Source organism: Piscinibacterium candidicorallinum (genome assembly GCF_047549485.1).
GTDB lineage: Bacteria > Pseudomonadota > Gammaproteobacteria > Burkholderiales > Burkholderiaceae_C > Piscinibacterium > Piscinibacterium candidicorallinum.
This window is the reverse complement of record NZ_CP180191.1, coordinates 2,583,109-2,608,521: the sequence shown is the minus strand read 5'-3', so window position 1 is coordinate 2,608,521 and position 25,413 is coordinate 2,583,109. Positions and strand designations below refer to the sequence as shown.

Annotated in this window: 26 protein-coding genes and 1 riboswitch; of the genes, 10 read left to right on the top strand and 16 right to left on the bottom strand. The window is 67.3% G+C overall.

What is annotated here, in order from left to right:
• Positions 1–71: 71 nt before the first annotated feature.
• On the bottom strand, positions 72–401 hold the full coding sequence (locus tag ACMDW7_RS11810) for a DUF6422 family protein (RefSeq protein ID WP_377300555.1): 330 nt from the start codon (positions 399–401) through the stop codon (positions 72–74).
• A 249-nt stretch (positions 402–650) separates the two neighbouring features.
• Here ACMDW7_RS11810 and ACMDW7_RS11805 point away from each other — a divergent pair, with 249 nt between their 5' ends.
• Complete coding sequence (locus tag ACMDW7_RS11805; protein ID WP_377300556.1) at positions 651–1,142, top strand: PAN domain-containing protein; 492 nt, start codon at positions 651–653, stop codon at positions 1,140–1,142.
• A gap of 11 nt (positions 1,143–1,153) precedes the next feature.
• Here the strand turns inward: ACMDW7_RS11805 and ACMDW7_RS11800 are convergent, their stop codons facing one another.
• From ACMDW7_RS11800 to ACMDW7_RS11785, 4 genes are all read right to left on the bottom strand, one after another.
• A complete protein-coding gene (locus ACMDW7_RS11800) occupies positions 1,154–1,705 on the bottom strand; it encodes an isopentenyl transferase family protein (protein ID WP_377300557.1) in 552 nt (183 codons plus the stop codon).
• Between the two features lie 207 nt (positions 1,706–1,912).
• Complete coding sequence (locus ACMDW7_RS11795) at positions 1,913–2,629, bottom strand: class I SAM-dependent methyltransferase (RefSeq protein ID WP_377300558.1); 717 nt, start codon at positions 2,627–2,629, stop codon at positions 1,913–1,915.
• 22 nt (positions 2,630–2,651) lie between these two features.
• Positions 2,652–3,137 carry a hypothetical protein gene (locus ACMDW7_RS11790; protein ID WP_377300559.1) on the bottom strand — a complete coding sequence of 162 codons (486 nt, stop codon included), beginning with the start codon at positions 3,135–3,137 and terminating at the stop codon, positions 2,652–2,654.
• Positions 3,138–3,218: 81 nt separating this feature from the next.
• Complete coding sequence (locus ACMDW7_RS11785; RefSeq protein WP_414859547.1) at positions 3,219–4,115, bottom strand: B12-binding domain-containing protein; 897 nt, start codon at positions 4,113–4,115, stop codon at positions 3,219–3,221.
• 456 nt (positions 4,116–4,571) lie between these two features.
• Between ACMDW7_RS11785 and ACMDW7_RS11780 the strand changes: the two genes are divergently transcribed.
• Both ACMDW7_RS11780 and ACMDW7_RS11775 read left to right on the top strand, forming a co-directional pair.
• Positions 4,572–4,784 carry a cold-shock protein gene (locus tag ACMDW7_RS11780; RefSeq protein WP_377300561.1) on the top strand — a complete coding sequence of 71 codons (213 nt, stop codon included), beginning with the start codon at positions 4,572–4,574 and terminating at the stop codon, positions 4,782–4,784.
• A gap of 91 nt (positions 4,785–4,875) precedes the next feature.
• Positions 4,876–5,874, top strand: coding sequence for a trypsin-like serine peptidase (locus ACMDW7_RS11775; RefSeq protein ID WP_377300562.1), 999 nt, complete (start codon positions 4,876–4,878; stop codon positions 5,872–5,874).
• A 28-nt stretch (positions 5,875–5,902) separates the two neighbouring features.
• On the opposite strand, the gene ACMDW7_RS11770 is transcribed toward ACMDW7_RS11775, so the two are convergent.
• On the bottom strand, positions 5,903–7,213 hold the full coding sequence (locus tag ACMDW7_RS11770) for an esterase/lipase family protein (protein WP_377300563.1): 1,311 nt from the start codon (positions 7,211–7,213) through the stop codon (positions 5,903–5,905).
• Between the two features lie 435 nt (positions 7,214–7,648).
• On the opposite strand from ACMDW7_RS11770, the gene ACMDW7_RS11765 reads away from it, so the two are divergent.
• From ACMDW7_RS11765 to ACMDW7_RS11750, 4 genes are all read left to right on the top strand, one after another.
• Positions 7,649–8,044: a hypothetical protein gene (locus ACMDW7_RS11765; protein ID WP_377300564.1), complete on the top strand. Its 396-nt coding sequence runs from the start codon at positions 7,649–7,651 to the stop codon at positions 8,042–8,044.
• A 94-nt stretch (positions 8,045–8,138) separates the two neighbouring features.
• On the top strand, positions 8,139–8,702 hold the full coding sequence (locus tag ACMDW7_RS11760) for a chloramphenicol phosphotransferase CPT family protein (protein ID WP_377300565.1): 564 nt from the start codon (positions 8,139–8,141) through the stop codon (positions 8,700–8,702).
• A 186-nt stretch (positions 8,703–8,888) separates the two neighbouring features.
• Positions 8,889–10,004, top strand: a complete 1,116-nt coding sequence (locus tag ACMDW7_RS11755; RefSeq protein WP_377300566.1) for a sensor histidine kinase — start codon at positions 8,889–8,891, stop codon at positions 10,002–10,004.
• Entirely contained in the window at positions 10,001–10,741 is a 741-nt protein-coding gene (locus tag ACMDW7_RS11750; RefSeq protein WP_377300567.1) for a LytR/AlgR family response regulator transcription factor, read from the top strand. The genes ACMDW7_RS11755 and ACMDW7_RS11750 overlap by 4 nt, the downstream gene beginning before the upstream one ends.
• A gap of 11 nt (positions 10,742–10,752) precedes the next feature.
• Here ACMDW7_RS11750 and ACMDW7_RS11745 read toward each other — a convergent pair whose 3' ends face one another.
• The 5 genes from ACMDW7_RS11745 to ACMDW7_RS11725 form a co-directional block, all read right to left on the bottom strand.
• On the bottom strand, positions 10,753–11,322 hold the full coding sequence (locus tag ACMDW7_RS11745) for a hypothetical protein (protein WP_377300568.1): 570 nt from the start codon (positions 11,320–11,322) through the stop codon (positions 10,753–10,755).
• 30 nt (positions 11,323–11,352) lie between these two features.
• Positions 11,353–12,015 (bottom strand): glutathione S-transferase, encoded by a 663-nt coding sequence (locus tag ACMDW7_RS11740; RefSeq protein ID WP_377302487.1) that lies wholly within the window; start codon positions 12,013–12,015, stop codon positions 11,353–11,355.
• 323 nt (positions 12,016–12,338) lie between these two features.
• The gene (locus tag ACMDW7_RS11735; protein ID WP_377300569.1) at positions 12,339–13,262 is read right to left on the bottom strand and encodes a delta(1)-pyrroline-2-carboxylate reductase family protein; all 924 of its coding nucleotides are present in this window, start codon (positions 13,260–13,262) and stop codon (positions 12,339–12,341) included.
• Positions 13,259–13,744, bottom strand: a complete 486-nt coding sequence (locus tag ACMDW7_RS11730) for a GNAT family N-acetyltransferase (RefSeq protein ID WP_377300570.1) — start codon at positions 13,742–13,744, stop codon at positions 13,259–13,261. Before ACMDW7_RS11730 ends, ACMDW7_RS11735 begins: the two co-directional genes overlap by 4 nt.
• 5 nt (positions 13,745–13,749) lie before the next feature.
• Entirely contained in the window at positions 13,750–14,964 is a 1,215-nt protein-coding gene (locus tag ACMDW7_RS11725) for an NAD(P)/FAD-dependent oxidoreductase (protein ID WP_377300571.1), read from the bottom strand.
• Between the two features lie 112 nt (positions 14,965–15,076).
• Positions 15,077–15,166: riboswitch (cyclic di-GMP riboswitch) on the top strand.
• Positions 15,167–15,189: 23 nt separating this feature from the next.
• Here ACMDW7_RS11725 and ACMDW7_RS11720 point away from each other — a divergent pair.
• Positions 15,190–18,036, top strand: a complete 2,847-nt coding sequence (locus ACMDW7_RS11720) for a S8 family serine peptidase (RefSeq protein ID WP_377300572.1) — start codon at positions 15,190–15,192, stop codon at positions 18,034–18,036.
• Positions 18,037–18,107: 71 nt separating this feature from the next.
• Entirely contained in the window at positions 18,108–18,698 is a 591-nt protein-coding gene (locus ACMDW7_RS11715; protein WP_377300573.1) for a peroxidase-related enzyme, read from the top strand.
• A gap of 70 nt (positions 18,699–18,768) precedes the next feature.
• Here the strand turns inward: ACMDW7_RS11715 and ACMDW7_RS11710 are convergent, their stop codons facing one another.
• The 3 genes from ACMDW7_RS11710 to ACMDW7_RS11700 form a co-directional block, all read right to left on the bottom strand.
• The gene (locus ACMDW7_RS11710; RefSeq protein WP_414859546.1) at positions 18,769–19,629 is read right to left on the bottom strand and encodes a hypothetical protein; all 861 of its coding nucleotides are present in this window, start codon (positions 19,627–19,629) and stop codon (positions 18,769–18,771) included.
• 168 nt (positions 19,630–19,797) lie between these two features.
• Positions 19,798–21,783, bottom strand: a complete 1,986-nt coding sequence (locus ACMDW7_RS11705) for a M3 family metallopeptidase (protein ID WP_377300575.1) — start codon at positions 21,781–21,783, stop codon at positions 19,798–19,800.
• Between the two features lie 181 nt (positions 21,784–21,964).
• Positions 21,965–22,522 (bottom strand): cob(I)yrinic acid a,c-diamide adenosyltransferase, encoded by a 558-nt coding sequence (locus ACMDW7_RS11700; protein ID WP_377302489.1) that lies wholly within the window; start codon positions 22,520–22,522, stop codon positions 21,965–21,967.
• A gap of 107 nt (positions 22,523–22,629) precedes the next feature.
• On the opposite strand from ACMDW7_RS11700, the gene ACMDW7_RS11695 reads away from it, so the two are divergent.
• A complete protein-coding gene (locus tag ACMDW7_RS11695; protein WP_377300576.1) occupies positions 22,630–24,048 on the top strand; it encodes an FAD-binding oxidoreductase in 1,419 nt (472 codons plus the stop codon).
• Positions 24,049–24,129: 81 nt separating this feature from the next.
• Here the strand turns inward: ACMDW7_RS11695 and ACMDW7_RS11690 are convergent, their stop codons facing one another.
• Entirely contained in the window at positions 24,130–24,720 is a 591-nt protein-coding gene (locus ACMDW7_RS11690; protein WP_377300577.1) for a M35 family metallo-endopeptidase, read from the bottom strand.
• A gap of 250 nt (positions 24,721–24,970) precedes the next feature.
• Positions 24,971–25,303, bottom strand: coding sequence for a hypothetical protein (locus tag ACMDW7_RS11685; protein ID WP_377300578.1), 333 nt, complete (start codon positions 25,301–25,303; stop codon positions 24,971–24,973).
• Between the last annotated feature and the right edge of the window lie 110 nt (positions 25,304–25,413).

Genomic DNA, 25,413 nt, shown 5'->3' with positions numbered 1-25,413 from the left:
GCCGAGTCACCGGAGCGCTGAACCTCCCGGCCGTTGAACCTGTGAGCCGCGGAACGACAGGCCCGCGGAACTCAGGGCGCGATGATGTGCGCCGATGGCGGGTGGCGGCAGGGGCGTTGCGACGGCCCCTCGCCGAAGTCGGGCGCATCAAAGTCAGTGAAGCGATTGATGCACGGGCCGCCGTCACCGCGGTAGGCGGGGCAGCCGCAGAACCGGTTGGGTGGCGGTGCGGGCAGACGGGCGCTGCAGTGCGCGGCAAACGGTGAGGGATCCAGATCGATGTGTATGCCGGCGCGCTCCAGGCGCTCGGCGGCCTGCTGGCGGGCCTTGATCACGACATAGGCGGCCTCCTCGAATGCGGCCTCCTGCTCGGGGTCCAGCCCTTCTGACAATTTGCGCATCGCCAACGCTCCTCAAGCGCGTGCACGCAGACGGGGCGCACGCTGCGATTCAACCTAGGTGCCAGGGCTCGTGCGCATCAAGTACCGCTCGTCGGTTGCGCGTGATGTGGGTGCTGGGTCTGGCGCGAACTTGGTATTGATGCGCGTGACGTGGCCGACCAGAGTGCATCAAGCCATGGACAGGTGTGCGCTCACGCAGCGTGTGTGCCCGGCGGGCAGCTGGGGCTGTGCGGGCAGGGAGGGTTGAAGATGGATGCAATCAATGCGTGCAGCCGTGTGCTGCGGCTGGCTGTCTGTGTGCTTGCCATGTTCGCGGTGGCCTGGCCCGCTGCCTGGGCGGGCAGCCGCGTGGTGCGCGAGCCGCAAGTGGATCGGCCAGGGCGGGACTTCTACCAATTTGTCATGACCAAGCCTGACCCGGAAATCTGCGTGGCGGCCTGCATGGGCAACAGCCGCTGCCGCGCATTCACCTATGTGCGGCCGGGCTACCAGGCGCGCCAGGCCAAGTGCTATCTCAAGGACGCCGGCACCAAGCCGGTGGCCAATGTGAATGCGCTGTCGGGCCTGAAGATCGCTACGCAATCGCCACCACCGCGCGAGCCAGACCGCATCGAAACCAGTGACGCATTCGGTCAGAAGCAGTTCTGCGAAATGGGGCTGATGTGCGACGTGAACCAGGTGGGCCGCTGGAACAGCGCCGGCCTGGGGCAGTGCCAGTGCTCGCCCAAGCCACGCGAGTAGCGCAGGCCGGCTCAACGCGCAGATGCGGGGCGGGAAGACAGGGCGCCTTGTGACACGGCGGCGAGCAAGGCCTCGGCATCGCGCTGGCTGCGGATGAAGAACACGCGCTTCTCACCGCTGGCCTGCCAGGCGCGCAGCCTGCCCTTGAACGCGGGGGTCCAGAAGCGCTCGCTCAGGCGCAGGTAGCGGTAGCTGGTGAGGGTGCCGCGCAGGATGGGGCTGCGCTCGGGCCAGCCCAGCGGCTTGGCAAACGGGCTCTTGATCAGGCGCTTGGTCACCCACCAGTAGTGCAGCAGCATGGGCCGTTGCACATAGACCAGCACATCGGCCGCGCGCAGCAGCTCGGGAAAGGTCTGCGCCGTGCCGACGCCGTCAATCACCCAGGCGGGCTGGCTGATGATCTCGGCATGTCGGGCGTGAAAGGCCTCATTGCTGAGCTGGCCGCCGCCGGGCAGGTACTGCACGAGGTCCAGCGCCACGAGCGGCGCGCCCGTGGCCTGCGCGAGTGCGGCGCTCAGGGTGGACTTGCCGCCGCCCGGCGGGCCGAATACTGCGATCTTCACGGCAAGCTCCACGGCGATCTCCAAAGCGATCGTCTCGCAATCTTCTCGCAAACCGGGCGGCGTACTGCATGCCACGCCGCCAGACGCCATTGAGCGCGCGGCTCAAGCACCCGGTTTCGCTTGATTGGCGCGCCTCTTCAGCCACTTTGGCCCCAAGAAGCGCATGAATGCTGGGTCTGGCTGCCCGTGTGCGGGCTTGCGCGGCATTCAGCGCTTGCGCGCGAGCATCACCCAGAGGAAGGGCTCGCCAAACAGGCCGCTGCCCGCGGCGGGGGTCTGCATCTGGCGCAGCTCAAGAATGTTCAGCGCATGGCCCCAGTGCTGGCGCAGTTCGGCCTCGGTGTAGCCCAGGCCGCCGCCCAGGCTGCCACGTTCATAGACCTGTTCATCGCTCAGGCCGCTGCCGCCTTCGGGCCGGAAGCAGGTGAGCGCAAACAGCCCGCCGGGCGCGAGCGCGTGGTCCACCAGCTGCACATAGCCCGCGCGGCGGTGGGGCGCGATGTGATGGAAGCAGCCGGAGTCCACCACCAGTGCAAATCGACCGGTGGCCACCGGGGCGTCAAACACGCTGATCTGATGCAGCGTGAGCGGCACGTCCGCTGCGGCGGCGCGCTCCTGCGCCCAGGCCACGGCCTGCGCAGAGAAATCCACCCCCGTGACGGCAAAGCCCTGCTGTGCGAGAAACACGGCATTGCGGCCGTTGCCGCAGCCCAGGTCCAGCGCGGCAGGGGTTGCGGTGGCACCGGGGCGCGGAATGCGGCCGTCCTCCAGCCAGCCGTGCAGGCTTTCATCGGGCGCCGTGCCAAAGAAACCGCAAGGCCGCGCCCGGTCGGCGTAGAAGCCGTCCCAGCGCGGGCTGGTTTCACGCGTGAGCTGGGCGTCTAGCGCGGCGAGGGCCGCGGTGTCGAGGTGCTCGAAGTTCACGCGGGCCGCGCCGTGCAACCGCTCAGGGCTGCTGTGGAATGTCCAGATGCAGCGCCAGCAGCCTGCAGGCGCTGCCCTGCTTGATGGAGGCCTGAATTTGCACCCGCCCCAGCCGCGCGGACTGGGCGCTGACCCATTCGCCATTGAAGGTGTATTTGGCGGGCAGGCCGGGCGCCAGCACGCTGGTGCGCTGATGCTTGCCCTGCAGCGGTTTGGCAGACGGTGCCAACCTGCTCAAGGTGCCGGCGGCACGCGCCAGATCGGCAAGCTGATTGCGCGTCTCGGGCCCGTGCCCTTCAAAACGCTCGGCCAGCTCGGTGATCTTGCCGTCAGCCAGAAGCTGGGTCGCCTGCATGCCGCAAGAGGGGGCACCAAGGGCTGCACCACCGCAAAGCGCGAGGCCCGCGGCCACTGCAATCTGCGCGCAGGCGATGGGGGGCTGGAAGCGCCGGCCGGGGTGCGGTGCCGGGTGGCGCGCTGGCGAGGAGCGGGTGAATGTGCTGTGCATGGCCTCGGGAGATGCGGGTTGGTGTGGTGCACCAGCGCACCACGTCCGAGGTTGTAGCGGAACTGACGCCGGGGCGGTTGTTCAGTGCCGCGGATCCGCCAGCGACTGCGCCAGACCCACGCTCTCGCGTGCATCCAGGCAGATGGCGTGGGCGCCGAACTGCGCTGCGTCCATGGGGCGCAGGCCGAAGACGGGGCCGCCCAGCAGCACGGCGCAGCCGGGGTTTCTGGAGGCGGCGCGCAAATCCGCCACCAGGCGGGGCAGCGCACGCAGCTGTTCATCCAGCGCCACCGACAGGCCGATCACTTCGAACCACTCGTCGCGCACGGCCTGCAGCAATTCGCGCGGCGTGGCCGAGATCTCCAGCACCACTTCCCAGCCGGCGTTGCTGAAGAACTCCGACACGATGGACAGGCCGAGCACATGCTGCGAGCCGGGGGCGGAGGCGAGCATGATGCGGCGCACCGCACCGGCGCCCTGCGGGCCGCCGTGGTTGCCATAGCCGAGGGTGTGGACGAGCTCGTGCAGCAGCGTGAGGCCGACGGTGACTGCATCGAAGCCCATGCGGTCGTCTTCCCAGGCCTGGCCGAGCCAGAGCGCGGCGGGGGCGATCAGTTCAGTCAGCGCATCCTCGGTGGCCAGACCTTCGTTCTGCAGTGCGTCCAGGACGGCGAGTGCGCCGGTGTGGTCGCCACGGGCGCAGGCTCGTGCAAGGGCCTCGATCTCGGCGGCGCGGGTGATGGCGGCATTGGCCAGACGATCGGGGTCGGCGCCTTCGCGGCTGACGGCGAGCAGGCGCGGGATGATGCGCGCCTCAAGCACGTCGCGCATGGTGCGGCGGCACTCGGCTTCGCCGGCGGTGCGCTCGGTGCTGCCTGTCTGGGCAAGGCCGGTGGCGGTGTTGTCTGGGTGTGTGCCTGGGCTGCTGGAGAGGTGGATGCCGTGGCTGAATTGTTTGCGGCTGTGGTTGGTGGGCAATGTCTGCCAGGCCCTGGCCGGTGCCGGCAAGCCGGACGCGGACGGAGCGCGCAACAAGTTGAGCTGGATGGTCAAGTGAACGCGCCCTTCGGAGATGGTGGTGTGTGGCGTGTTCCGCTTGGAGCGCGCGACAGCCAGACTATCGCGTGCGAACGCAAAACGCGATCAAGCTGTGGCAGTGCATCGCTGTGCGGTGCAGCAGCGGTGTGGTGGTGCGGGTGCGTGGTGCGAGGCTGGCGCTATCGATTGACCGGAATCGATGCATATTGAGGTTCGGCGCGTGCCGAGGATCGACTACTCTGGCAGCGCTGATCTGTTCAAGACCGTCCGCTCATTGGTATCTAGTCTCCTGCCGGCCCCTCGCTGGTATCTGTGTTGACCTCCCCGTGAAGATTTTCTTGGCGTTTCGCCACCCGGCGCGCTCCTGCGCCTCATCAACACAGAAGGAATACACGCATGGCTACTCAAACTGGTACGGTCAAATGGTTCAACGAAGGCAAGGGCTTCGGTTTCATCGCGCCCGATGACGGCAGCAAGGACCTCTTCGCCCACTTCAAGGAAATTCAAGGCAGCGGCTTCAAGACACTGACCGAGAATCAGCGCGTCGAGTTCGAAGTCACGCAAGGCCAGAAGGGCCCGCAGGCATCGAACATCCGTTCGCTGGGCTGAGCCTGATCACGCCCGCCAGGGCGAACCGGGTGCCCAGCGCACCCTGCAAAGCGCGGCCTGGCCGCGCTTTTTCATTTCCGGAAGGCTCAGCATGAAGAACCTGCAAGACGCCACGGAGCGCATCTGCGAACTCAAGGGCAGCCTCGTGGCCCTGGACAGCGTGGTGCCTGCGCTGTTGCGCCAGCTGGATGAGGACCAACGCCGTCAGGCGCGCGCGTCGGTCGAGTCGCTGGCCGAGGCTGCACGCACGGTGATGCTGCACGCCGACATCTCCGACGTGGTGCTGGGCGCCTTCGAGCGCGACATCGGCCGCTATCTTGGCCTGCTGGCCGACCGGCATGCACCCGACGCCAGCCAGCCCATCGACGATGGCCTGCCCCTGACCACCGTGCGCATCCGCACATGGCGCGAGTCGGCCATGCAGTCGGAGGCCAGCGGCTTTTTCTTCAGCCGCGACTCACACCTGTTCATCGTGACCAGCCGGCACGTGCTGCTCGATGAAGCAACCGGGCATTTCCCCGACCGCATCGAGATCGACCTGCACACCGACACACGAGACCTCACGCAGGTGCTGGTGTGGTCGATCCCGCTCTATGCCGACGGGCGCAGCCTCTGGCGCGAAGCGACCGATACCGGCGGTGCCGTGGACGTGGCCGTGATCGAGTTGGCCACTGATCGGCTGCCGCCTGCGGTGGTGATCCGGTCGTTCACGCCGGCGCATCTGCAAGCGCGCGGCGAGCAGGTGGCCATGGGCGACCCGCTGACGATCGTCGGCTTTCCGCTCGGCTTTCACGACACCGTGCATCACCTCCCGGTGGCGCGCAGTGCCTCGATCGCGTCGGCCTACGGCGTGCGCTTCCAGGCCAAGGGCTACTTCCTGACCGATGCCCGGACGCACCGCGGCAGCAGCGGTGCGCCTGTGCTGCGCCATCGCACCCAGGCAGCGGCCGACGGGCTGCCCTGGCAACTGCTGGGCGTGCACTCCACCCGCATGGACATGCGCACGCGCGACGCAGTACACGACGAGTCGCTGGGTCTGAACTGCGCCTGGTATGCGGATGTGCTGCTGGCGGTGACTCAGCCGGATTGAGCGCCGTTGCGCCGCATGGCTTGAGCGATCAACCCTGCGGGTCCAACCACGCACACAGCTGGTCACTTACTGCGCGGCTGCTGAGCAGGTCGAAGTGGTTCAGCCCGTAGAACACGGCGTGCTGGCCGTGCAGCAGGCGCAGGTCGCGCTCGGGCTGGCGGTGCTGGCCGAGTGCGCTGGCTACGGGCACGAGACCGTCGCCTTTAGCTTGCTTGCCGGCGGCTGCGGCGCTGCTGGTGCTGGCGGCCACGGTGAAGCAGGCCACGCCTTGCGGCCAGGGGGCGGCGGTGGCGTGTGTCCCCTCAGGCAGCACGCGGCCGGAATGCAGGTCTTGAATGCCGGCGCTGCGCCGCGCGCCGAGCTTGGCAAAGGGCGCGGTGTAGGGGCTCTTGGCCAGCAGCCAGGTGAGGCCGCTGCCGGCGCGCTCCAGCGGCGCGCCCTGGTGCGGCGTGCCCAGGCAGACCAGCGCCTTGAGCTTGCGCCGCCACGCGCTGCGGGGGCTGGACTGCGCACAGGCACTGCGCGCCACCAGCCCGCCCATGCTGTGACCCAGCAGCACCATCTGCGTGATGGGTACCGGCCAGGCGCGCTGCAGGTCCGACAGCAGATCGGCCAGTGCAGCGCCGTTCTGCGCGATCGGTAGGCCGGTGTTGTAGTGCAGATAGAGCGGCGTGAAGCCGTGGCGCGCTGCCAGCGCGGCGCCGTGGTTGTGGCTGCGACGTGTCCACTGCAAGTCATTCATGCACAGGCCGTGGATCAGGATGAGCAGCTTGCCGCCTGGCGCGGACACATCGGCTTGCGCTGCGTAATGCCGGGCAAGTGCCTTGCGCGCAAGCGGCAGGGCCTGCCCGTTCGCGCGCAGCTGCATGGGGATGGCCAGGGCGTTGCCGCTGGCAGCGAGATGGTCGCCAAACACGCCATTGAGCGCGGCCAGTGCGGCTTCACGCTGCGCGGGCGGCGCGAGGCGGTTGGCACCATCGGCCAGCGCGCGCTTCATGCCCGGCGGCAGCGCCGCAGCCACACGCGGGCCAAGCTGCGCCAGCGCCAGATCCAGCGCTCCGCCCACCAGCGTCGTGACGCCGCGCACGCTGCGATACACCAGCCCGGTGATCCCGCGGGTGCGCTGCGGCGTTTCAGCATCGGCGGCCGTGCGCTTGAGCGGCGGCGCCAACCGCGCCACGCTGCTGTGCACGCCTTCCACGGTGTGGGTCAGGTTCTGCACCGCACCCACGGCGAGCTGGCTGGCGCCGCGCAGTGCCTGAAGGGTGGCCGACGGTGCGCCGGCCGAACGTGAGGCTGCGGCTTGCGGCTTGCGGCGGATGGGCAGATCTGAGGTCAAGCGGGTCTCCTGGGTGCGCCCGCATGCCATTGCATGCGGTGACGAGGGCGATTGGTGCGAAGGTTCAGCTTAGGGGCCGAATGCAGCCGCACCGCGCGAGGGTGGTGGGCTCACTCCAATCGTGGCTTGCGCAATGAACGGACGCTTGGCGGTGGGGCCCGGGTGATCGTGGTGGGTGATCAACGCTAAGGATTCAGCGCGAAAAAACGCGCGACAACCTGGGAGTGAGCCCTTGCGGTCGATGAGCGGAAGCGGTGATCTCAAACGGTGGTCCGGCGCGCCTTGCCTTGGGCGCCGGCCGCAGTGACTTGCGCGCCAGACCTCAACGCACCCGCGGGTCTGCACCAAGCCGCAGGGCGCTCGCGCTGCACTACAACCTTGCCCAAGCCGCTGGCGCTGCATCGCATGCAGCGCAGCCAACAAAGGAGCAGGGTCTTGGGTTTGTTTGCGTTTGCCAGCGGTGCCTGGCTGGCCATGGCGTTGGCCGCTATCTTGAGCGTTGTCCTTGGCCGCGGCCCTGAGCATGAGTGGGGCGGCTGGGGTTCGATGCAGACGCTTTGGTGGGTCGCGCTCGCGCCCGCCTTTCTGGGCATGGTGGGCTTCACCATTGGCGCCAACGCCGCACGCGTGTACCCGACCACACGCTGGTGCCTGGTGCTGGGCATGGTCTGCGGGCTGCTGGCCTGCGCCATGGGTTGGGGCGCCAACCTGCTCAGCGCCAAGATCAGCATCGGCTGGTTCGTGATTGGCGCGGTGCCGGTGCTGGCCTTTCTTGCACCGCGGGTGTTCGGGCGGTTTGCACCGGCGCAGCCGGAGTCGCCCGACGTTTAGCGCAAGGCGCTATCCAGCGCCTCGGCGACCATGCGGCGTTGGACGGCGGCCGCGCCCCTGCCTAAGCTGCGCAGGCGGCGGCGCGGAGGGCGGCATGCAGGGCAGCATCATTCTCTTGAACGGAGCGTCCAGCGCGGGCAAGTCCACGCTGGCGCGCGCACTGCAGGCGCGGCTGCCGGGGCCGTTCTGGCATTGGTCGATCGACCATCTGCGGGCGGCGCAGGTGCTCCCGCAGGCGCGCATCGATCGTGGCGAGTTTGCCTGGCGCGATCTGCGCGAGCCCTTCTTTGCCGGCTTTCACGGGAGCATTGCGTCGCTGGCGCAGGCGGGCAACTCGCTGATCGTGGAGCACATTGTGGAGACGCAGGCATGGATGGACAGGCTGCTGCGAACCCTGGCCGGGCTGGATGTGTTCTTTGTAGGTCTGCACTGTCCGCTGGACGAACTTGAGCGGCGCGAACGGGCGCGCGGGGATCGGCGCGTGGGCGAGGCGCGGGCGGACTTCGAGACGACGCACCGCTTTTGCAGCTATGACTTGGAGTGCGACAGCATGCAGCCTGCCGAAGTGAATGCGGAGCGGGTGACGGCCGCCTGGCAGGTACGGCGTGCACCCGGGGCATTTGCACGCATGGCGGCGGCGCAGGTGGGTGGCGCTTGAAGTCGGTCCGGGCGGCTATGGCCGACCGCCAGATGGAACGGCGCAGCAGATCTCGATTCCTGCTTCCGTGCTTGCAGCGCTGGCTGGCAAGCCCGGCGCCACAGCCGCCCTCAATCCAGCACCGCAATTCCTCAACCCGTCTCGCGGTGGGTCGTGCGATTGCGCCAGGCGCATAGACTGGCTTGCATGCAATCTCCGACCCCCGCCTTCGTTCAGCTCACCTCGTCCTGGCAGTGGGCGCCGCCGCGCGAGGTATTGCGCACCTACGCGCTGGCCTGGCTGCCGATTCTGCTTATCTATATGGTGGCCGTCGAGACCGACGGCATCTGGACGCGCGGATTCAACCTGTTCAGCGCGATGCACGGCACGGTGCGCAATCTGGGGCCGACCTTCCTGCTGCTGCTGTTGCTGTGGCCGCTCACGGGCTGGATGGAGGCCCGACGCTTCGGCGCCGCGCGCCAGATTGCAGTGCATGCCGGCACTGGCGTGCTGTTTGCCTTTGCCTATTACGCGCTGCTCTGGCTGCTGATCGCGGCCGAGAGCGGCGTGGCGGCCGCGGAGCGGGCACGCGAAAACTGGTTCATCTGGCAGATCCAGATCGGCATGCTGATCTATGCGGCCGCGGCCGGGGCCTTTGCCGCCTACCGCGCCGTGCAGCGCGCCCGCCAGGAGGCTGCCGCCGCCGCTCAGGCGCAGATGCTGCTGGCGCGCACGGAGTTGGCTGCGCTGCGCAACAAGCTCAATCCGCACTTTCTGTTCAACACCCTGCACAGCATCCTGGCCCTGGTGCGCAAGGATGCCGTGCGCGCCGAGCAGGCGCTCTTCGGCTTTTCCGAGATGCTGCGCTACCTGCTGGACACCGAGCGCAGCGGCGAGGATCAGGTGCTGCTGCGCGACGAGCTCGCCTTCACTGAGCAGTACCTCGCGCTCGAATCGATCCGCCTGGGCGACCGGCTGAAGATCGACTGGCAGGTGGACGATGAAGCACTCGCAGCCAGCGTGCCCGCGCTGACCGTGCAGCCGCTGGTGGAAAACAGCATCAAGCACGCCTTCAACCCGCGCAGCGAGCCCGGTACCTTGATGGTGCGCGTGCAGCTTGCCGGGGATCGCGTGGAGATTGACGTGGCCGACGATGGCCCCGGCGTGCAGTTGCCGGCTGATGGCGGCCTGCCGCCGGGCAGCGGCCTGGGCCTGCCCACCGTGGCGCGGCGCCTGGCGCTGCGCTGGGGCAGCGCCGCGAGTTTCAAGGTGCAGTCTGCGCCCGGCGCAGGGTTTCAAGTGAAAGTGGCGATTCCGAGATGAGCATCCGCGTCCTGATCTGTGAAGACGAACCCCTGGCGCGAGAGACCCTGCGCGACTTCATCGCCACCCAGCCCGATCTGCTGCTGGTGGGCGAGGCCACCAACGGCCGCGAGGCGCTCAAGCTGATCCGTGCCCTGAACCCGGAGCTTGTGTTCATGGACATCCAGATGCCCGAGATGACGGGCCTGGAGGTGGTGCGCCAGCTTCAGAGCGTGCCGCCGATCATCTTCACCACCGCCTACGACCAGCACGCCGTCACGGCCTTCGAGCTGAACGCCCTGGACTATCTGCTCAAGCCCTTCACCCAGGAGCGCTTTGCCAAGGCCGTGGAGCGCGCGCTCGATGCGCAGGTTGCACCCGACGAGCGCGGTCAGACAGCGGAAAGTGCGCTGGCCCGCAGCGAGGCCGAGCCGCTCACGAGAATTCTGGTGCGCGACCGCGGCCGCATCTTCCCGCTGGCGATCGACGACATCGAGCACCTGAAGTCCGACCTGAAATACACCCAGATCACCGCCAAGGGCGCGAGCTACCTGGTCCGTGTGCCGCTGGCCGATCTGGAGCCGCGCCTGGACCCGGAGCGCTTCCTGCGCGTGCACCGCAACGCCATCGTCAACCTGGATCACGTCGTGTCCATGAAGCCCGACGAGCAAAGCCAGCTGCAGATCCTGATGCGCGACGGCACCGAGCTGCTGGCCAACCGCGAGGCGAGCAAGCGGCTGCGCGATGCGTCGATTTAGCGCCGTTGTTACTACCGCACCGCCGTCCCTGCGGGACCGCGGCGAGCTTGATGAAGCACAAGCCAGGCGTTGAGAGGCAAGACCGCGAACTTCGTGATTGCCATGAGCCCGGCGGCTTCAATGAATGCATGCATGAAGCGGCTTGAAGGATGCCCGGGGAGCACGTAGAGCCCGAAAAAGACGACGCCAAGCAAAGCCCCAGCGAGTGGTATCAGCAGCCACGGCGATCTGATGCGGGCGCGGCCACGCGCAAGTCGCCAGTGCAATTGAGCGCGTTGTCGCGACTCAACCCACCACGCTGCAGCCAGCGAGTGCGGGATCATCACGAAGGACAGGCAGGTCAGAAACTCAGCGAGTTTCGGGCGCGCGCTTATCACGTCGGGCTGGGCAAGGAAAGGGAATGCGTTGAGAACCGTGCTGCAGAAAGCAGCAACTGACGGACTCTCTGCGACAAATTCTTCGGACAGTACGAGCGCAAGCAAGGCGAGCGCGGTCGGACTAGCCAGCCAGACGAGCATCGCGGTGTGCAGGCCGGGCGTGCCGGACCCTTCAGCTTGGCGGATTGACTTCAGGGTGGCCATAGTCAGCGGGTCGCGTCTTTGCAGTTAGCGCTACAGCGAATACTCCCCACCCTCCGCCAGCGCCTTCTGGTACGCCGGCCGGGCGTGGATCTTCTCCAGGAACCTGGCGATATTCGGGCGCTTGGTGGCCGCAGCGCGGGATGCGGCGGCTTCCAGCGGGAAGCTCATCTGGATGTCGGCGGCGGTGAATTCGTCGCCTGCAAACCAGGGGTGCTTGCCGAGTTCCTTCTCGATGAAGTCCAGATGCAGCTTGATCTGCGGGGTGATGAACTGTTCCTTCACCTTGCCGGAGATGGCGCGTGCGATCGGCTTGGCAAAGAAGGGCATGGGGCTGGTCTCGATCTTGTCGAAGATGAGCTTGAGCAGCAGCGGCGGCATGGCCGAGCCTTCGGCGTAGTGCAGCCAGTAGCGGTAGCGCAGGCCCTCGGCGCTGCCGGCCTTGGGCGCGAGGCGGCCGCTGCCGTAGTGGTCAACGAGGTATTCAATGATCGCGCCGCTCTCGGCCACGGTGATGTCGCCATCGGTGATGACCGGGCTCTTACCCAGCGGGTGCACCTTCTTCAGGGACGCCGGCGCGAGCATGGTTTTCTTGTCGCGCTCGTAGCGCTTGATCTCGTAGGGGATGGCCAGCTCTTCAAGCAGCCAGAGCACGCGTTGCGAGCGGGAGTTGTTCAGGTGATGGACGGTGAGCATGGGCACGACGTTGAAGAGCACAGGTTGCGCTGATTCTGCCTGTGGCCGAGGCAGCGCGCGACCGTGAGCATGCATGGGCTGAGCGCCAGTGTGGCTGTAGCGCTGCGCGCGCGCACACCATTGCGCTGAGGGGGCCAGAAAAGCAGCTTTCCGCTTGTCTGGCGCGGTTCTTCGGCCATTTTGCTCTGAAGAACCGCATCAATACTGGTGAATGCTTTGGAAAATCCGATTGAACCCAGCATTCATGCGGCTTTTCGGGGCAAATCGGCTGGAAAGCCGCGCCAGACAAGCGGAAAGCCCTGCAAACCGGGTTGTGGTGGGAGTTAGGCCTCCTGCTGCGCCCACCAGCAGCGCGCGGCAGCAAGGTCCCAGAGCGCTGAGCCGACCGACTTGAAGATGGTCGGCCTACCGGCGGGCAACTCGCTTGCGTCGGCCAGCTGAGGAATCTGGGCCCAGTCCACGCTGGCCTGCAGCAGGTCGCCGGCTTCGGCGCGGCAGCCGTCGGCGGTGTCCACCACGCAGCGGGCTCGGCGCACGAGCGTGGGGGGCAGCTCGGCCATGCGGGAGGTGAATGCACCCACGGCGCAGATCACGGCGTCATCGCGGATGCCATCGTCCATCACCGGCGTGCTGCTGGTGGTGGCGGTAACGATGAGGTCCGCGCTGCGCAGGCTGGCTGCGTCGCCCGGCTGGACCTTCAGACCGTGCTCGCGGGCCAGAGCGATCAACCCCTGCGCACTGGCCGGGCTGCGGGTCTGCACGGACACCTGCTTCACGCCCAGGCAGGCTGCAAAGGCGTCCATGTGGGCGCGCGCCTGGGCACCGGCGCCGATGAGATGCAGCGCGGCGTCGGACCAGTCCGTGCGGCCGGTGAGCTTGCGCACTGCGAGGGCTGAGAGCGCTGCGGTGCGCCGTTCGGTGACCACCTCGCCATCCAGCAGGGCCAGGCGCTGGCCGGTGCGCGCGTCCATCACCAGCACTGCGGCCTGCACGGCGGGGAGCTTCAAGGCGGTGTTGCCGCCGTGCACGGTCACGACCTTGACCACGGCCAGCTCACCATCCGTGGCGGGCATGGTCAGCAGCACGCCGGCGTCGGTCACGTCGGGCGTGGCGCCCAGGTTCAGGCGGTTGCGCACCGGGCAGCGCGCACGGCCTTCGCGTTGCGCAGTGAGAATGTCATCCAGCGCGTCCAGCATGCCCGGCCAGGGCAGGGCTGCGGCGGTGGCTTGGGCGTCGAGGATCTTCATGGCGCGGGTTTCAGTGTGCGTTGATAGATGCCGATGGGCTCGCCTTGGTGCACGGCGGTGTCGATCTGCTGCCAGCCGCAGCGCAGCAGCAGCGTGTGCGCCGTGCGGGTGGCGCTGTAGAGCTGCGCAAAGCCCAGACGCAGGGCATGGGGCTCCAGCGCTGCGAACAGCTGGGCGCCGATGCCGCGCCGACGCAGATCTTGCGGCACGACAGCGGCACCCACCCAGGGATGCAGATGCGGGTGGGTAGCAAAGCGCTCGGTCTTGATGGCGGCAAATCCGCAGGGTGCGCCGTTGTGTGTGGCGACGAGCCCGAAGGGCAGGGCCTGGGTCTGTGCATAGGCCTGCAGGTCGCGCAAAGCATGGGCCTGGCCTTGGGGGCCGTAGTAGTCCGGCCACTCTGCCTCGAACCAGGTGGCGAGCGTGCCAATCCAATCCGGGTGACTCGCCAGTGGCGCAAAGCGCAGGTTCAAGGGCTGCATCGCGCTCAGATGATGTTGTGCTCGACGTAGCGCCGCTCTTCACCCAGCCGCGCAACCGACAGCGGCGAAAGGTCCAGGCTGCGGTATTCGCCATGCAGGATCAGCTCGGCCAGACCGCGCCCGGCGGCTGCAGCATGCTGCAGGCCGTGACCGGAAAAGCCATTGATGAAGTACAGGTTGCTGCAGGCCGGGTGCAGGCCGAGTAGGGCGTTGTGGTCGATCGGGTTGAACTCGTAGTAGCCCGCCCAGGCGTGCTCGACACGCAGTGCCTCGAAGGCAGGCACGCGCGCTGCCAGGGTGGGCCAGACGTGTTCCTCGAAGGCTTGTAGCTCGGGTTCAAGCGGCAGGTCGTCGGCGTCGTCTTCCTCACGCGGGCCCCAGCCGGCGATGAACTGGGTGCCGCTGTGCCCCTCGCTGCGGAACCACATGCCGCTCGTGTCGATGACCAGGGGCGTGTGGCCGACCGACGTGGCACAGCGCAGCGCAAACACGGTGCGGCGCCGGGCAAACACGGGCAGCTCAATGCCAGCCATGGCGGCCACGCTGCGTGCCCAGGGGCCGGCAGCGTTGACGAAGGCCGCAGCGGCGATGCGCTCCCCGGTGTCAGTGAGGGCATGGGTGATGCGGCCCGCGGCGCGTTCAAGTGCCGTTGCGCGAGCGGTGCTGAACACCGCACCGAGCGACTGCGCCTTGGCGCGCAGCGCCCGGGTGTACATGTACCCATCGAACCAGCCCTCGCCACCCAGGCCGAGCGATGCGCCGGCCAGCCCCTCGACATTCAGCCAGGCAAAGCGCTGCGCCAGTTCGGCCGGGTTGAGCAGGGCCACGGGCGCGCCTTGCTCACGCTGCACGGCATGGTTGGCCTCAAGCACCGGCATGCCCGCCGCAGTGGCCAGAAACAGGTAGCCACTCTCGATGAAGCCAGTGCTGGGCGTAGGCTCGCCCTCCACCGCCAGCAGCGTCTCGGGCTGGGACACATAGGCCAGCCCGAACTGCGACATCTGCACATTCAGCGCGGTGGAGAACTGCTGGCGGATCGAGCCCGCCGACAGGGCCGAGGAGGCGCGAGCGTAGGTCGGGTCGGGCTCGAGTACGCGCACCCGCAGGTTCGGGTCAAGCTGCAGCGCGAACAAGGCAGTGGCACAGCCCATCACGCCGCCGCCGATCACAAGCAGATCGGTCCGGGTGGCGTGTTCAGGATTCGTCAACATGGAAGCCATGGGGCATGCGGTATTCGGCTCGGGGCGAAAGCCATTCAAGCTCGATCGATCGGTGCCGAAAACGGTTGCGATTGGCGGCAAATCCGTTCAGACGGTCCAGCCGCACCCCAAATCTGTTCCCGGGCACACCTGGCGAAAGCCAGGGTCGCAAAGCTTCCGACCTAACGCATCGGCTCGATGTCATGGTAGCGGGGCTGCCGGCGATCCACCGTCATCGGAGTCTTCATGTCTGTCGCATTGAATGCGCGCAGGTGCAGCATTGCACTCGCGTTCATCCTGCTTGCTGGCTGCGGCCAGGAGCTGTCTTCTCCCGCCGCACCCGCGGCACCCGCCCCGATCTCCCAGGCCCCGGCACCGCAGGATGGTGCGGTGTCTGCCGATGCCGCGCGCTACGTGGTGCGTCTTGCACCGGGGTCCACTGACCCCGCGCAGGCGAAGACGGCCATGTCGCCCGAGCAGCGCTTCCTGCAGTTGCAAACAGAGCTGGTGCAGACGCGCATGCAGAAGCCGGGTGCGGCGGAGCCGGTCCAGTTCAAGCCCATGCGCACGCTCGGCACGGGTGCCGTATTGGTCGCAGCTCCTGCGGGTACACCGGTCGAAGAGGCCGAGGCGCTTGCGGCCACCCTGGCTGCCGATGCGCGGGTCCTGAGCGTGGAGCGCGACGTGCGTGTCAGCACGCTGCAGGTGGGTGGCCCGGAGGCGGTGACGAATGACCCCGCCCTGTCGCTTCAGTGGGCCCTGCGCCCACGCAGCGCCGTGCCCGGAGGCGCCGCATTCCGTTCGGCCTGGGCCCGCACCCGCGGCGAGGGCGTGACGGTCGCGGTGCTGGACACCGGTCACCTGGCGCATCCTGATCTGGTGACCAATTCATTGCCCGGCTATGACTTCGTCACCGACCTGACCATTGCCGGAGATGGCAATGGCCGCGATGCCGACCCCACCGACCCCGGTGACTTCTGCAACGGCCGCGCGAGCTCCTGGCACGGCGTGGCCGTGGCCTCGGAGATTGTCGGCATCGCCGACAACAGTTATGGCATTGCCGGTGGTGCGCCCCAGGCCAAGGTCGTGCCGGTACGCGTGCTCGGCCGCTGCGGCGGCTGGTTGTCCGACACGGCCGACGCTATTTCCTGGGTGGCCGGCGTGAATGTGCCGGGCGTGCCGCCCCTGGGTCGTAAGGTCCAGGTGGCCAACCTGAGCCTGGGCGCCAGCGGCGCTTGCCCGCGCTACATGCAGGACGCCGTGACGGCCGCCGTGCAGGCCGGCGTGACGGTGGTGGCGGCTGCGGGCAATGAGTCGCTCAACGGCGTGTCCTCTCCGGCCAACTGCGTAGGCGCCATCGCAGTGGGGGCGCACAATGCCTCGGCCGATCTGGCGAACTACTCCAACCACGGCCCCGGCGTGACGCTGACCGCACCCGGCGGCGGCGCCTGCATGCGCTCGCTCCTTTCGCCGTGCGACAGCACGCCGGTGGTGACGGCGGGCGTCAACGGAACCACGACCTTTACGGGCTATCTGGATCGTCGTGCATTCAACGGCACCTCGGCCGCCGCGCCGCATGTGGCTGCAGCGGCCGCGCTGCTCTATGCCGCCAAGCCGTCCATCACGCCCGCTGAAGTGCGATCTGCATTGGTCACGTCGGCCACGCGTCATGCCACAGGCGGCTTCTGCGCCAGCAATCCTGGTTTGTGCGGAGCGGGCATGCTGGACGCAGCGGGTGCCCTGGCTCAGATCTCCGACACTCCGCTGGTGCAGCTGGAGTACGGCACGGGCATCACGCCCAGCACACAGAGTGCGACCGCGCCTGGGCTGATCGCCCGTGGCCGAAGCGGCAGCCTGCTGGCGCGCGTCGGTGGATTGCCGCAGGCGAGCTTTGCGTGGCGCCAGACCGGTGGTGCGGCCGCCACGATCACGGGTGGCACGACCGGGTCGAGCCTGAGTTTCACGGCGCCGCAGGTGTCCGGCTTGCTGAGCTTCGAGGTCACCGCAAGCTCGGGCACGCGACAGGCGAAGAACACCATCACCGTCATGGTGAACAACGCGCCGACCCTGCCGGCGAGCCTGCCGGGCGCCCGGGTCCGCGCACCCTACACCTTCGCATTCGCCGCACGTGATGCCGATGGCGACACGCTGACCTACGCATTGACCAGCGCGCCCGCCGGCATGACGCTGAGCAGCGCGGGCGCACTGAGCTGGCCGCAGCCCAGCGGCACGCTGGTTGATGTGGCCGTTCGGGTGAGCGATCCGCTCGGTCAGTCCGCCGTGCAGTCCTACAGGCTCAACGTGGCCAACCAGGTGCCCGTGATCACGATGGCGTCCAGCGCGCGCGTGGTGGCCGGCACGGCCTTGTCGGTGCCAGTGCGTGCCGTGGATCCGGACGGTAGTGCGGTCACCATCAGCCTGTTGAACGCACCCGCCGGGATGCTGTTGGGCAACGGAGCCATCAGCTGGCCAAGACCAACGCCGGGTCGGTTCACGGTGACCGTGCAGGCGCGCGATGCGGAGGGCGGTACTGCGCAGGCGCCGCTGACTATTGAAGTGGTTCAGGGCAACCGGGCGCCGGTGGTGGGCAATACCGTCATCTCGGGCAGCAGTACCACCGGTATCAGCGGCATGGTGCAGGCGGCCGACCCGGATGGCGATCGCTTGACCTATGCCGCAGTCGGGGCGGTGCCCGCTGGCTTCAGCCTGGACGGCGCCACAGGCCGGTTCACATGGAGCATGCCGCGCGTCGGGACCACCGTGGTCACGGTGCTTGTTCGCGACCCGTCCGGTCTGAGTGCGCAGGGCACACTCACCTTCAACATCGGCTCGGCCAACCGCGCGCCGATCGTGCCGAGCGTCACCATCGTGACGCGCCCGGGGACCACGATCAACCTGACCATCCCCGTCATGGATCCGGAAGGCGATGCGGTGACGCTGAGCCTGTCCGGCGCGCCTGCGGGCATCAGCCTGAGCAACGCTGGTGTTCTTCGCTGGGATCGGACCGTCGCGGGAAGCTACCGCTTCACCATCACGGCACGGGATGCGCGTGGTGCCGTGGGTACGGGCACGGTCGTGATGACCGTGAACTAGCGGCTGCGGCGTCTCAAATCCGCGGGGCGGGCAGGCGATACTGCCTGCCTCCACGGACTTGAGCCTATCGCATGACGCATTCCGCCCACCCTCCCATCAGCCAGTTTCCCGTTCCTGAACTGAAGGATCTGCCCGAGGATCTGCGCGAGAAGTTCCTCGCCGTGCAGGAGAAGGCCGGTTTCATCCCGAATGTGTTCCTCGCTCTGGCGCACAGGCCGGACGAATGCCGCGCCTTCATGGCGTATCACGATGCGCTCATGGAGAAGGGCGGCAACCTGACCAAGGCCGACCGCGAGATGATCGTCGTGGCCACCAGCGGCGAGAACCGCTGCCTGTATTGCGTGGTGGCGCACGGCGCGATCCTGCGCATTCGGGCGAAGAACCCGCTCATTGCGGATCAGGTGGCCACCAACTGGCGCAAGGCCGACATCACGCCGCGCCAGCGCGCCATGCTGGAGTTTGCGGTGAAGGTGTCGCAGCAGTCCCATGCGGTCAGCATGGAAGATCGCGCGGCGCTGTACGCAGTGGGCTTTGATGACGAGGACATCTGGGACATCGTCGGCATCTCGGCCTTCTTTGCCATGAGCAACCGCATCGCCAACTCGCTGGCGCTGCGCCCCAATGACCAGTTCTATCTCATGGGCCGCGTCCCGAAGGCCTGAGGGCTCAACCGGCGCGTCGGCCGAAAATCAAACGGGGCCTTGCGGCCCCGTTTGCATTTGCCTGAATCGCTCAAGGCTTCTTGGGCGGCGTGCTGCTGCTGGCAGCAGGCGTTGCAGGAGCGGTGCTCGCCGGGGTTGCGGGGCGTGGTGTGGCGGGTGCAGTGCCCGCAGCCGGAGGCGTCGCACCGGGTGCCGGTGCAGCGCCGGCGGCCGCCGGGCGTGCGGGCGGGCCGCTGCCCTGATTCGGCAGACGGCAGCCGATCTGGCGGTTTGCCCCGGTCAACTGCTCGAAGTAGACCAGCGGTGCGGCGCAGGTGAGCTTCTCGGTCGGCGCCACGGAGTCCGGTGTGCCGTTGCACACGAAGGCGCCGGTGCGCGGGTTGATGCTCGCGCGGTTCAGGTTCCAGCCCCACGGGCAGGTCGTGGCATCTGGCAGGCTGACGGCGGGTGCCGGGGCGGCCGGTGCAGGCGCCGCAGCGCCCTTGGCTGCGGCACCGGCTGCGGCCACGCCGGCTGCAGCGCCATACGTGCCGGCCGCAGCTGCTGGCTTGGCCTCACTCACGCTGATGACCTGCTTCTGCGTCTTGCCCGAGCAGGGCAGCGTGATGCCGACGATCTTGGGCTCGGCGGACACGGTGAAGGTACCCGGGCGCGTGAAGGTGTAGCGCACCACGGCGGGAATATCACTTTCCTTGCTGATGCGCAGATCCACCGACTTGCCGTCGCCATAGACGATGCGCAGGCCGCAGTTGATGCCACCGCCCTTGTCGGCCGTTTCCAGCTGCGCGGTGATCCGAATTTCCTGGCCGACGGTCGCCGAACCCGGCTCGAGCCGCAGGCTGGTGAGGGTTTGCGCCGACACGCCGGTGGCGGCAAGCAGAACGCCGCCGGCCAGAGCCGCGGCAAGGGAGCGAAAGGTGGAATGGCGCATGGTCGTGTGCAGGATACGAAACGCTGGCCGATCAGGCCGTGCGAGGTTCATGGGGCAGGGCCGCCAACCCGGCAATGCTAGCGGGGTGCCGCGCGGTGGATTTCGGCCCGCCGCGCGTCTTTGTGAGCAATTGTGCCCCGGGCCATGCATCGCGGGGCCTTGCAGGTCTCAGCGCTTGCCGCTGATTTCGGCAAAGAACGCGTCGCTGTTGGGCTTGCGGCCCAGGAAGGCTTCCACCAGCTCATGCGGTGGGCGCTGGCCGCCGGGCGCGAGGATCAGCTGTCGGTACGCGCCGCCCACCTTTTGGTTGAGCATGCTGCCGCCGAACGCGGAGAGCATGTCCAGCGCGAGCACCTCGCTCCACATGTACCCGTAATAGCCCGCTGCATAGCCGCCCACCAGGTGGCCGAAGCCGGCCGGGAACATCGTGCCCTCTACATAGCCCAGCGGCGTGCTGCCCTGGATGCGCTTCCAGGCGTCCAGGCTGGTCTTGTCCTTGCGGTCGTGCGTGAGGGCCATGTCAAAGCTCGCGTAGACCCACTGCGTGGCATAGCGCAGGCCGGCGCCGAACTTGCGGGCGGCATCGAGCTGGGCGATCTGTTCCTTGGACAGCACCGGGCAGGTGGGGCCGCAGACCTGGGCGAAGAACTTCAGCGGCTCCTCGCGGCGCGCCCACTCCTCGAACATCTGCGAGGGCGCCTCGACAAAGTCGCGCTTCACGCTCGTGCCCGCCTGGGCATTGAAGCGCGCCACGGACAGCGCACCGTGCAGGGCGTGCCCGAACTCGTGCAGCAGGGTTTCCAGCTCGTTCTGGTCCAGGCCTTCGCGGTTCAGATTGGTCACCAGTACCGGAATCGGCGTGCGACCCGTGAGCTTGGACACGTTGCGCACCGGCCAGACGGCGGCGTGGTTGTACTTGCCCTCGCGCGGGAACAGGTCGAGGTAGATCGAGGCGATGAAGGCATTGCTCTTCGTGTCGAAGACATTCACCACACGCACATCCTGATGCCAGGTCGGGACCTTCGTCTCCTCGAAGCGGATGCCGTACAGCGTCTCGGACAGGCGCAGCATGAAGCGCACGCTGGCTTCGGTGGGGAAGTACTTGCGCAGGGCCTCGTTGTCCACGCTGTAGCGCTCCTTCTTGAGCGCAGTCTGCAGGAAGGAGACGTCCCAGCGGTTCACCCGAGTGGCCTCCAGCGGCGTGCCGAAGGTCTTGGCCTTGAAGGCGCGCAGCTCGTCGATGTCCTGCTTCTCGCGCTCCAGCGTGGCCTTGCGCACACTGGCCAGGAAGTCCGTCACGGCCTTGGGGTTGCCGGCCATCTTGCGCTTGAGCGTCAGGGCCGCAAAGTCCGGGTAGCCGTACAGACCAGCCAGCTCCTGGCGCAGCTCGGTGATCTGGTCCAGCAACTTGAGATTTTGCGCGCCGCCCTCGCTCTGCTTGGCGCGCCAGACGCGCTCACGCAGCGATTCGCTGCGCGCGTTCTCCATGATCGGGATGTAGGTCGGGTAGTCGAGCGTGACGATCAGGCGGCCTTGCTCGTCCTTCTTGAGCTTGTCGATGACTGGCTGCGGAGTGCCGGTCAGCTCCTCGGCCGTGGCGGGCACCTTGGTCCCGTCTTCGCGGATGTTGCGCTCGAAGTCCTTGGCGATGTTGGCCATCTGCTCGGTGATGGCCTGCACGCGCTTGCGCTTGGCCAGGGGCAGGGCGATGCCGCTGTCCTCGAAGGCGTCGAGCAGGTCCTGCTTGTAGACGCGCTCCACGGCGTCGGCCGGCTTGGCCGCCTTCACGCGCTTGAACAGGCGCTCGCTCTGGTAGATCTGGGTTTCGAGCGGTGCGTACTTCACGGTGCAGTTGTCCGCGGCGTCGCGCGTCGCCTTGTCGGTGCTCACGTTGCCGATGATGTAGAGCGGGCCGGACACGTCCTCGATCAACATCGACAGCTCGTTCATCGCGCGGAACACGTTCCTGTTCACGCCGCCCGCCTCAATCCGGGCCAGCATGGCGCGTGCGGCGGCGAGGTCCTTGTCGCAGCGCTCAGTGATCTGGGCGGCCGTAGGAACGGGAAGTTGCGGCCGTGCTGGGGCAGCGGTCTGGGCAATGACGCCGGCACTGGCCAGGGCCAGGCTCAGGGCAGCAAGGGTGTGACGCTTCATGGATTCAGGGCGCGCCGCGGGGCGGCAACGCACGCGCAAGTTGGAGAAGCGCGGAGTGTAGGCGCGGGGTTACGGGAAAACCCGCAGGTTGGAAGCCGGTGGAACGAACTGCGGAAATCGATGAATGAACGGCTTCTGGGTGCTGCGGTGCACCAAGGCCGGGCGGCAGACCGGCGCTGCCTCAGCCTGCGTTCTTGCGCTGCTGCCACAGCACATCACCGGTGGCGCCACCAAAGCGGTTGAGCACGCGCGCCAGCACGAACAGCAGGTCCGACAGGCGGTTCAGGTAGCGCTGCGGGTTGGGGTTCACGGCTTCGGCGGCGGCCAGGGCCACCACCGCCCGCTCGGCGCGGCGCGCCACGGTGCGGCAGACGTGCGCCAGCGACGCGGCCCGCGTGCCGGCCGGCAGGATGAACTCCGCCAGGCGCGGCAGGGTCTCGTTGTGCTGCACGAGCGCGTTGTCCAGGCGCAGGATGTGCGCGTCCGTGATCATGGTGTAGCCCGGGATGCAGAGTTCGCCCCCGAGGTCGAACAGGTCGTTCTGCACGCCCACCAGCAGTTCGCGCACCTCGCCGGGCAGAGGTTCGCAGAGCAGCACACCCAGATTCGAGTTGAGTTCGTCCACGTCGCCCATGGCCATCACGCGCAGGGCGTCCTTGCGGGTGCGGGTGCCATCGCCCAGGCCAGTGGTGCCGTCGTCACCGGTGCGTGTGGCAATGGCAGAGAGTCGGTTGGCCATGGGTGAGGTGTCCTTGTCGAGCGGCTGGATGTGAATCGGCGGCATTCTAGGAGCGCCCCGCAAAGGCGCTCATAATCGGCCTGCCCGCTGTTCCTTCAGGTGACCCGATGAACGCTCCGCTGCCCCTGCGCACCACGCCGCCGCTGACCGAGGCTTTCCTGGCCGCGCTCACGGCGCGCTTTGCCGATCAGGCCAGCACTGCCCAGGCTGTGCGCGAGCACCACGGCCGTGACGAATCCCCCTTTCCGCTCACGCCGCCGGACGCCGTGGTGTTTGCCCGCAGCACCCAGGACATTGCGGACTGCGTGAAGCTCTGCGCGGCGCACGCGGTGCCCGTGGTGCCCTATGGCGCGGGGTCCTCGCTGGAGGGCAACTTCCTGGCGGTGCAGGGCGGGGTGTGCATCGATGTGTCGCAGATGAACGCCATCCTGGCCATCAATGCCGAGGACCTGACCGCCACCGTGCAGGCCGGCGTGACGCGCAAGCAGCTCAACGAGGCGCTCAAGGACACGGGCCTGTTCTTCCCCATCGACCCCGGCGCAGACGCCAGCCTGGGCGGCATGAGCGCCACGCGCGCCAGCGGCACCAATGCCGTGCGCTACGGCACCATGCGCGAGAACGTGCTGGGCCTGACGGTGGTCACCCCGGCCGGTGAGGTCATCCACACCGCGCGCCGCGCCCGCAAGAGCAGCGCTGGCTACGACCTCACGCGCCTGTACGTGGGCAGCGAAGGCACGCTCGGCGTGATTGCCGAAGTGACCGTGAAGCTCTATCCGCAGCCCGAGGCCATAAGCGCGGCGGTCTGCACCTTTCCGAGCGTGGATGACGCCGTGGCCACCACGATCGAGATCATCCAGATGGGCGTGCCGATCGCCCGCTGCGAGATCCTGGACGCCAACGCGGTGGCTGCGGTCAACAAGCACGACCAGCTCACCCTGCCCGAGCAGCCGATGCTGCTGTTCGAGTTCCACGGCTCGCCGGCCAGCGTGCGCGAGCAGGCTGAAACGGTGCAGGCGATCGCGGCCGAGCACGGTGGCGGCCACTTCGAGTGGGCGGAGAAGCCCGAGGACCGCAGCCGCCTCTGGAAGGCGCGCCACAACGCCTACTTTGCCCTGCTGCAGATGAAGCCGGGCTGCCGCGCCGTGACCACCGACACCTGCGTGCCGATCTCCCGCCTGGCCGAATGCTTTCGCGAGACCGTGGCCGACTGCGAGCGCCTGAAGGCCGAGCACGGCATTCCCTACGGCATCGTCGGCCACGTGGGCGACGGCAACTTCCATGTGCTGATGCTCTGCGACCCCGACAAGCCCGAGGAACGCGACTGGGTCGAAGCCGTGAACGACCGCCTCGTGCAGCGCGCGCTCGATCTGGACGGCACCTGCACCGGCGAGCACGGCGTCGGCCTGCACAAGATCGACTTCCTGGTGAAGGAGCATGGCGACGCCACGCTGGATGTCATGCGCGCCATCAAGCGCGCGCTGGACCCGCAGAATCTGATGAATCCGGGGAAGATTCTGCGGCTTTAGTCCGGTGGAATGGACTGCAGTGAGTCGGCACTTTCATCGTACGGACAATCCACGCGCGGGTTGACCGCGCGTTCCGCGCAACTACAGCTTGTCAAACTCCTGCGCGTAAGCACGGTAAGAGTCCGCGTTTGCAACGCGTTGCACCGCGGATAGTGATTTGTAGTTTGGGCTGTGCGTGTATGCGTGATCGCGCGTCCCGCCCACTCCGTGAGAAAGTTCGTGCAGCAACACGCCAGTGCCGCTAGCGTCTCCCGGCGCTTTGGGCAAATACACCAATCCGCTGAAGAACGACGGGCCTACGTAGATCGTTAGTGGCGTTCCGCTTGCGATCCCGCTTTGCACAACGAAAGCGCCCACATTTGAGTACGCAACGCCGGCAGGCAGAGAGAATCCGAGTGCATTGAATGACGCCAGATCGGGCACGAATGTCATTGTGATCGCGTTCTTCGCAACCCGATCATGCATCGCTCTCACAACAGCCGTCACTGCCGGGAGCTTGTCCAAAGCTGCGTTATTGAAATGCTTGACGTACAAGGCACGAGCCGCGTTGTCGCGCTGAACAGCGTGAATCGACATCATTGCCTTGGTCAGCATGAGCTGGATCCGGTCCATGGCAGCTTGGACGGTGTGCTTGTGTCCGGTTGTCCACGTCGCATCCCATGTGATGGTCATGATGAGCCCTTTCGTACTTTGACTGCGGCATCAGCGTGAGCGGGATTGCTCGCACGAGTTCGCTCGTCAAAATTTCGTCTTTAGGCGAACTTTTATCAATCGTGGGTGATCCCCTCTTTTGGTCTGCCGGCACCGTGTTGCCGCACATCCAGCGCTCGATGTTCGGTACCCAGCACGTACTTGTGGCGAGATGCTGACTTGCCGAGCAGAGCGCGTTCGCGCTTGCTTTGGCGTAGTTGCGCTTACTGTTTCAGAGCGAGGTCTGGGCAGTAGCCGGCTGTGCCGAGCCCGGCCGGTTGCACTTGCCCTGCTCCTGCAGCCAGTAGACGGTATTGCCCACCAGAGCCACGCTGCCAGAAACAATGCCGCTGACCGCCACGCCCGCCAGCGTGCCGAGGATCTGCTCGGTGCAGCCTTGGCCGCCGCAGGACTGCAGGTCCGTGATGCGCTTGGTATCCAAGGTCATGCGCTTGCGCTCCATCTGGCAGGCGCTGTCGTAGCTCACTTGGGTCGATGGAGTGACGATGACGCAGCCGCCGAGCAGCAGGGCAGCGGCGGGCAGAAGCAGGTGCAGGCGGCGCATGGGGCGAGGCTTGGGAGGCTGTGGAGTATTCGAGCGTATCAGCGGGCGTGTGGCGCAACGGCGGTCACCCTTCCCGCATGCACGCGGTGACGGCTGCGGCTGATTCGGGC

What these genes read in the sequence shown, in the direction of transcription:
- ACMDW7_RS11710 (WP_414859546.1), bottom strand. Translation starts at nt 19,629, where the DNA reads ATGCGCCATTCCACCTTTCGCTCCCTTGCCGCGGCTCTGGCCGGCGGC.
- ACMDW7_RS11705 (WP_377300575.1), bottom strand. Translation starts at nt 21,783, where the DNA reads ATGAAGCGTCACACCCTTGCTGCCCTGAGCCTGGCCCTGGCCAGTGCC.
- ACMDW7_RS11750 (WP_377300567.1), top strand. Translation starts at nt 10,001, where the DNA reads ATGAGCATCCGCGTCCTGATCTGTGAAGACGAACCCCTGGCGCGAGAG.
- ACMDW7_RS11780 (WP_377300561.1), top strand. Translation starts at nt 4,572, where the DNA reads ATGGCTACTCAAACTGGTACGGTCAAATGGTTCAACGAAGGCAAGGGC.
- ACMDW7_RS11695 (WP_377300576.1), top strand. Translation starts at nt 22,630, where the DNA reads ATGAACGCTCCGCTGCCCCTGCGCACCACGCCGCCGCTGACCGAGGCT.
- ACMDW7_RS11720 (WP_377300572.1), top strand. Translation starts at nt 15,190, where the DNA reads ATGTCTGTCGCATTGAATGCGCGCAGGTGCAGCATTGCACTCGCGTTC.
- ACMDW7_RS11685 (WP_377300578.1), bottom strand. Translation starts at nt 25,303, where the DNA reads ATGCGCCGCCTGCACCTGCTTCTGCCCGCCGCTGCCCTGCTGCTCGGC.
- ACMDW7_RS11690 (WP_377300577.1), bottom strand. Translation starts at nt 24,720, where the DNA reads ATGACCATCACATGGGATGCGACGTGGACAACCGGACACAAGCACACC.
- ACMDW7_RS11790 (WP_377300559.1), bottom strand. Translation starts at nt 3,137, where the DNA reads ATGCACAGCACATTCACCCGCTCCTCGCCAGCGCGCCACCCGGCACCG.
- ACMDW7_RS11700 (WP_377302489.1), bottom strand. Translation starts at nt 22,522, where the DNA reads ATGGCCAACCGACTCTCTGCCATTGCCACACGCACCGGTGACGACGGC.
- ACMDW7_RS11745 (WP_377300568.1), bottom strand. Translation starts at nt 11,322, where the DNA reads ATGGCCACCCTGAAGTCAATCCGCCAAGCTGAAGGGTCCGGCACGCCC.
- ACMDW7_RS11730 (WP_377300570.1), bottom strand. Translation starts at nt 13,744, where the DNA reads ATGCAGCCCTTGAACCTGCGCTTTGCGCCACTGGCGAGTCACCCGGAT.
- ACMDW7_RS11810 (WP_377300555.1), bottom strand. Translation starts at nt 401, where the DNA reads ATGCGCAAATTGTCAGAAGGGCTGGACCCCGAGCAGGAGGCCGCATTC.
- ACMDW7_RS11735 (WP_377300569.1), bottom strand. Translation starts at nt 13,262, where the DNA reads ATGAAGATCCTCGACGCCCAAGCCACCGCCGCAGCCCTGCCCTGGCCG.
- ACMDW7_RS11775 (WP_377300562.1), top strand. Translation starts at nt 4,876, where the DNA reads ATGAAGAACCTGCAAGACGCCACGGAGCGCATCTGCGAACTCAAGGGC.
- ACMDW7_RS11760 (WP_377300565.1), top strand. Translation starts at nt 8,139, where the DNA reads ATGCAGGGCAGCATCATTCTCTTGAACGGAGCGTCCAGCGCGGGCAAG.
- ACMDW7_RS11740 (WP_377302487.1), bottom strand. Translation starts at nt 12,015, where the DNA reads ATGCTCACCGTCCATCACCTGAACAACTCCCGCTCGCAACGCGTGCTC.
- ACMDW7_RS11725 (WP_377300571.1), bottom strand. Translation starts at nt 14,964, where the DNA reads ATGGCTTCCATGTTGACGAATCCTGAACACGCCACCCGGACCGATCTG.
- ACMDW7_RS11715 (WP_377300573.1), top strand. Translation starts at nt 18,108, where the DNA reads ATGACGCATTCCGCCCACCCTCCCATCAGCCAGTTTCCCGTTCCTGAA.
- ACMDW7_RS11755 (WP_377300566.1), top strand. Translation starts at nt 8,889, where the DNA reads ATGCAATCTCCGACCCCCGCCTTCGTTCAGCTCACCTCGTCCTGGCAG.
- ACMDW7_RS11805 (WP_377300556.1), top strand. Translation starts at nt 651, where the DNA reads ATGGATGCAATCAATGCGTGCAGCCGTGTGCTGCGGCTGGCTGTCTGT.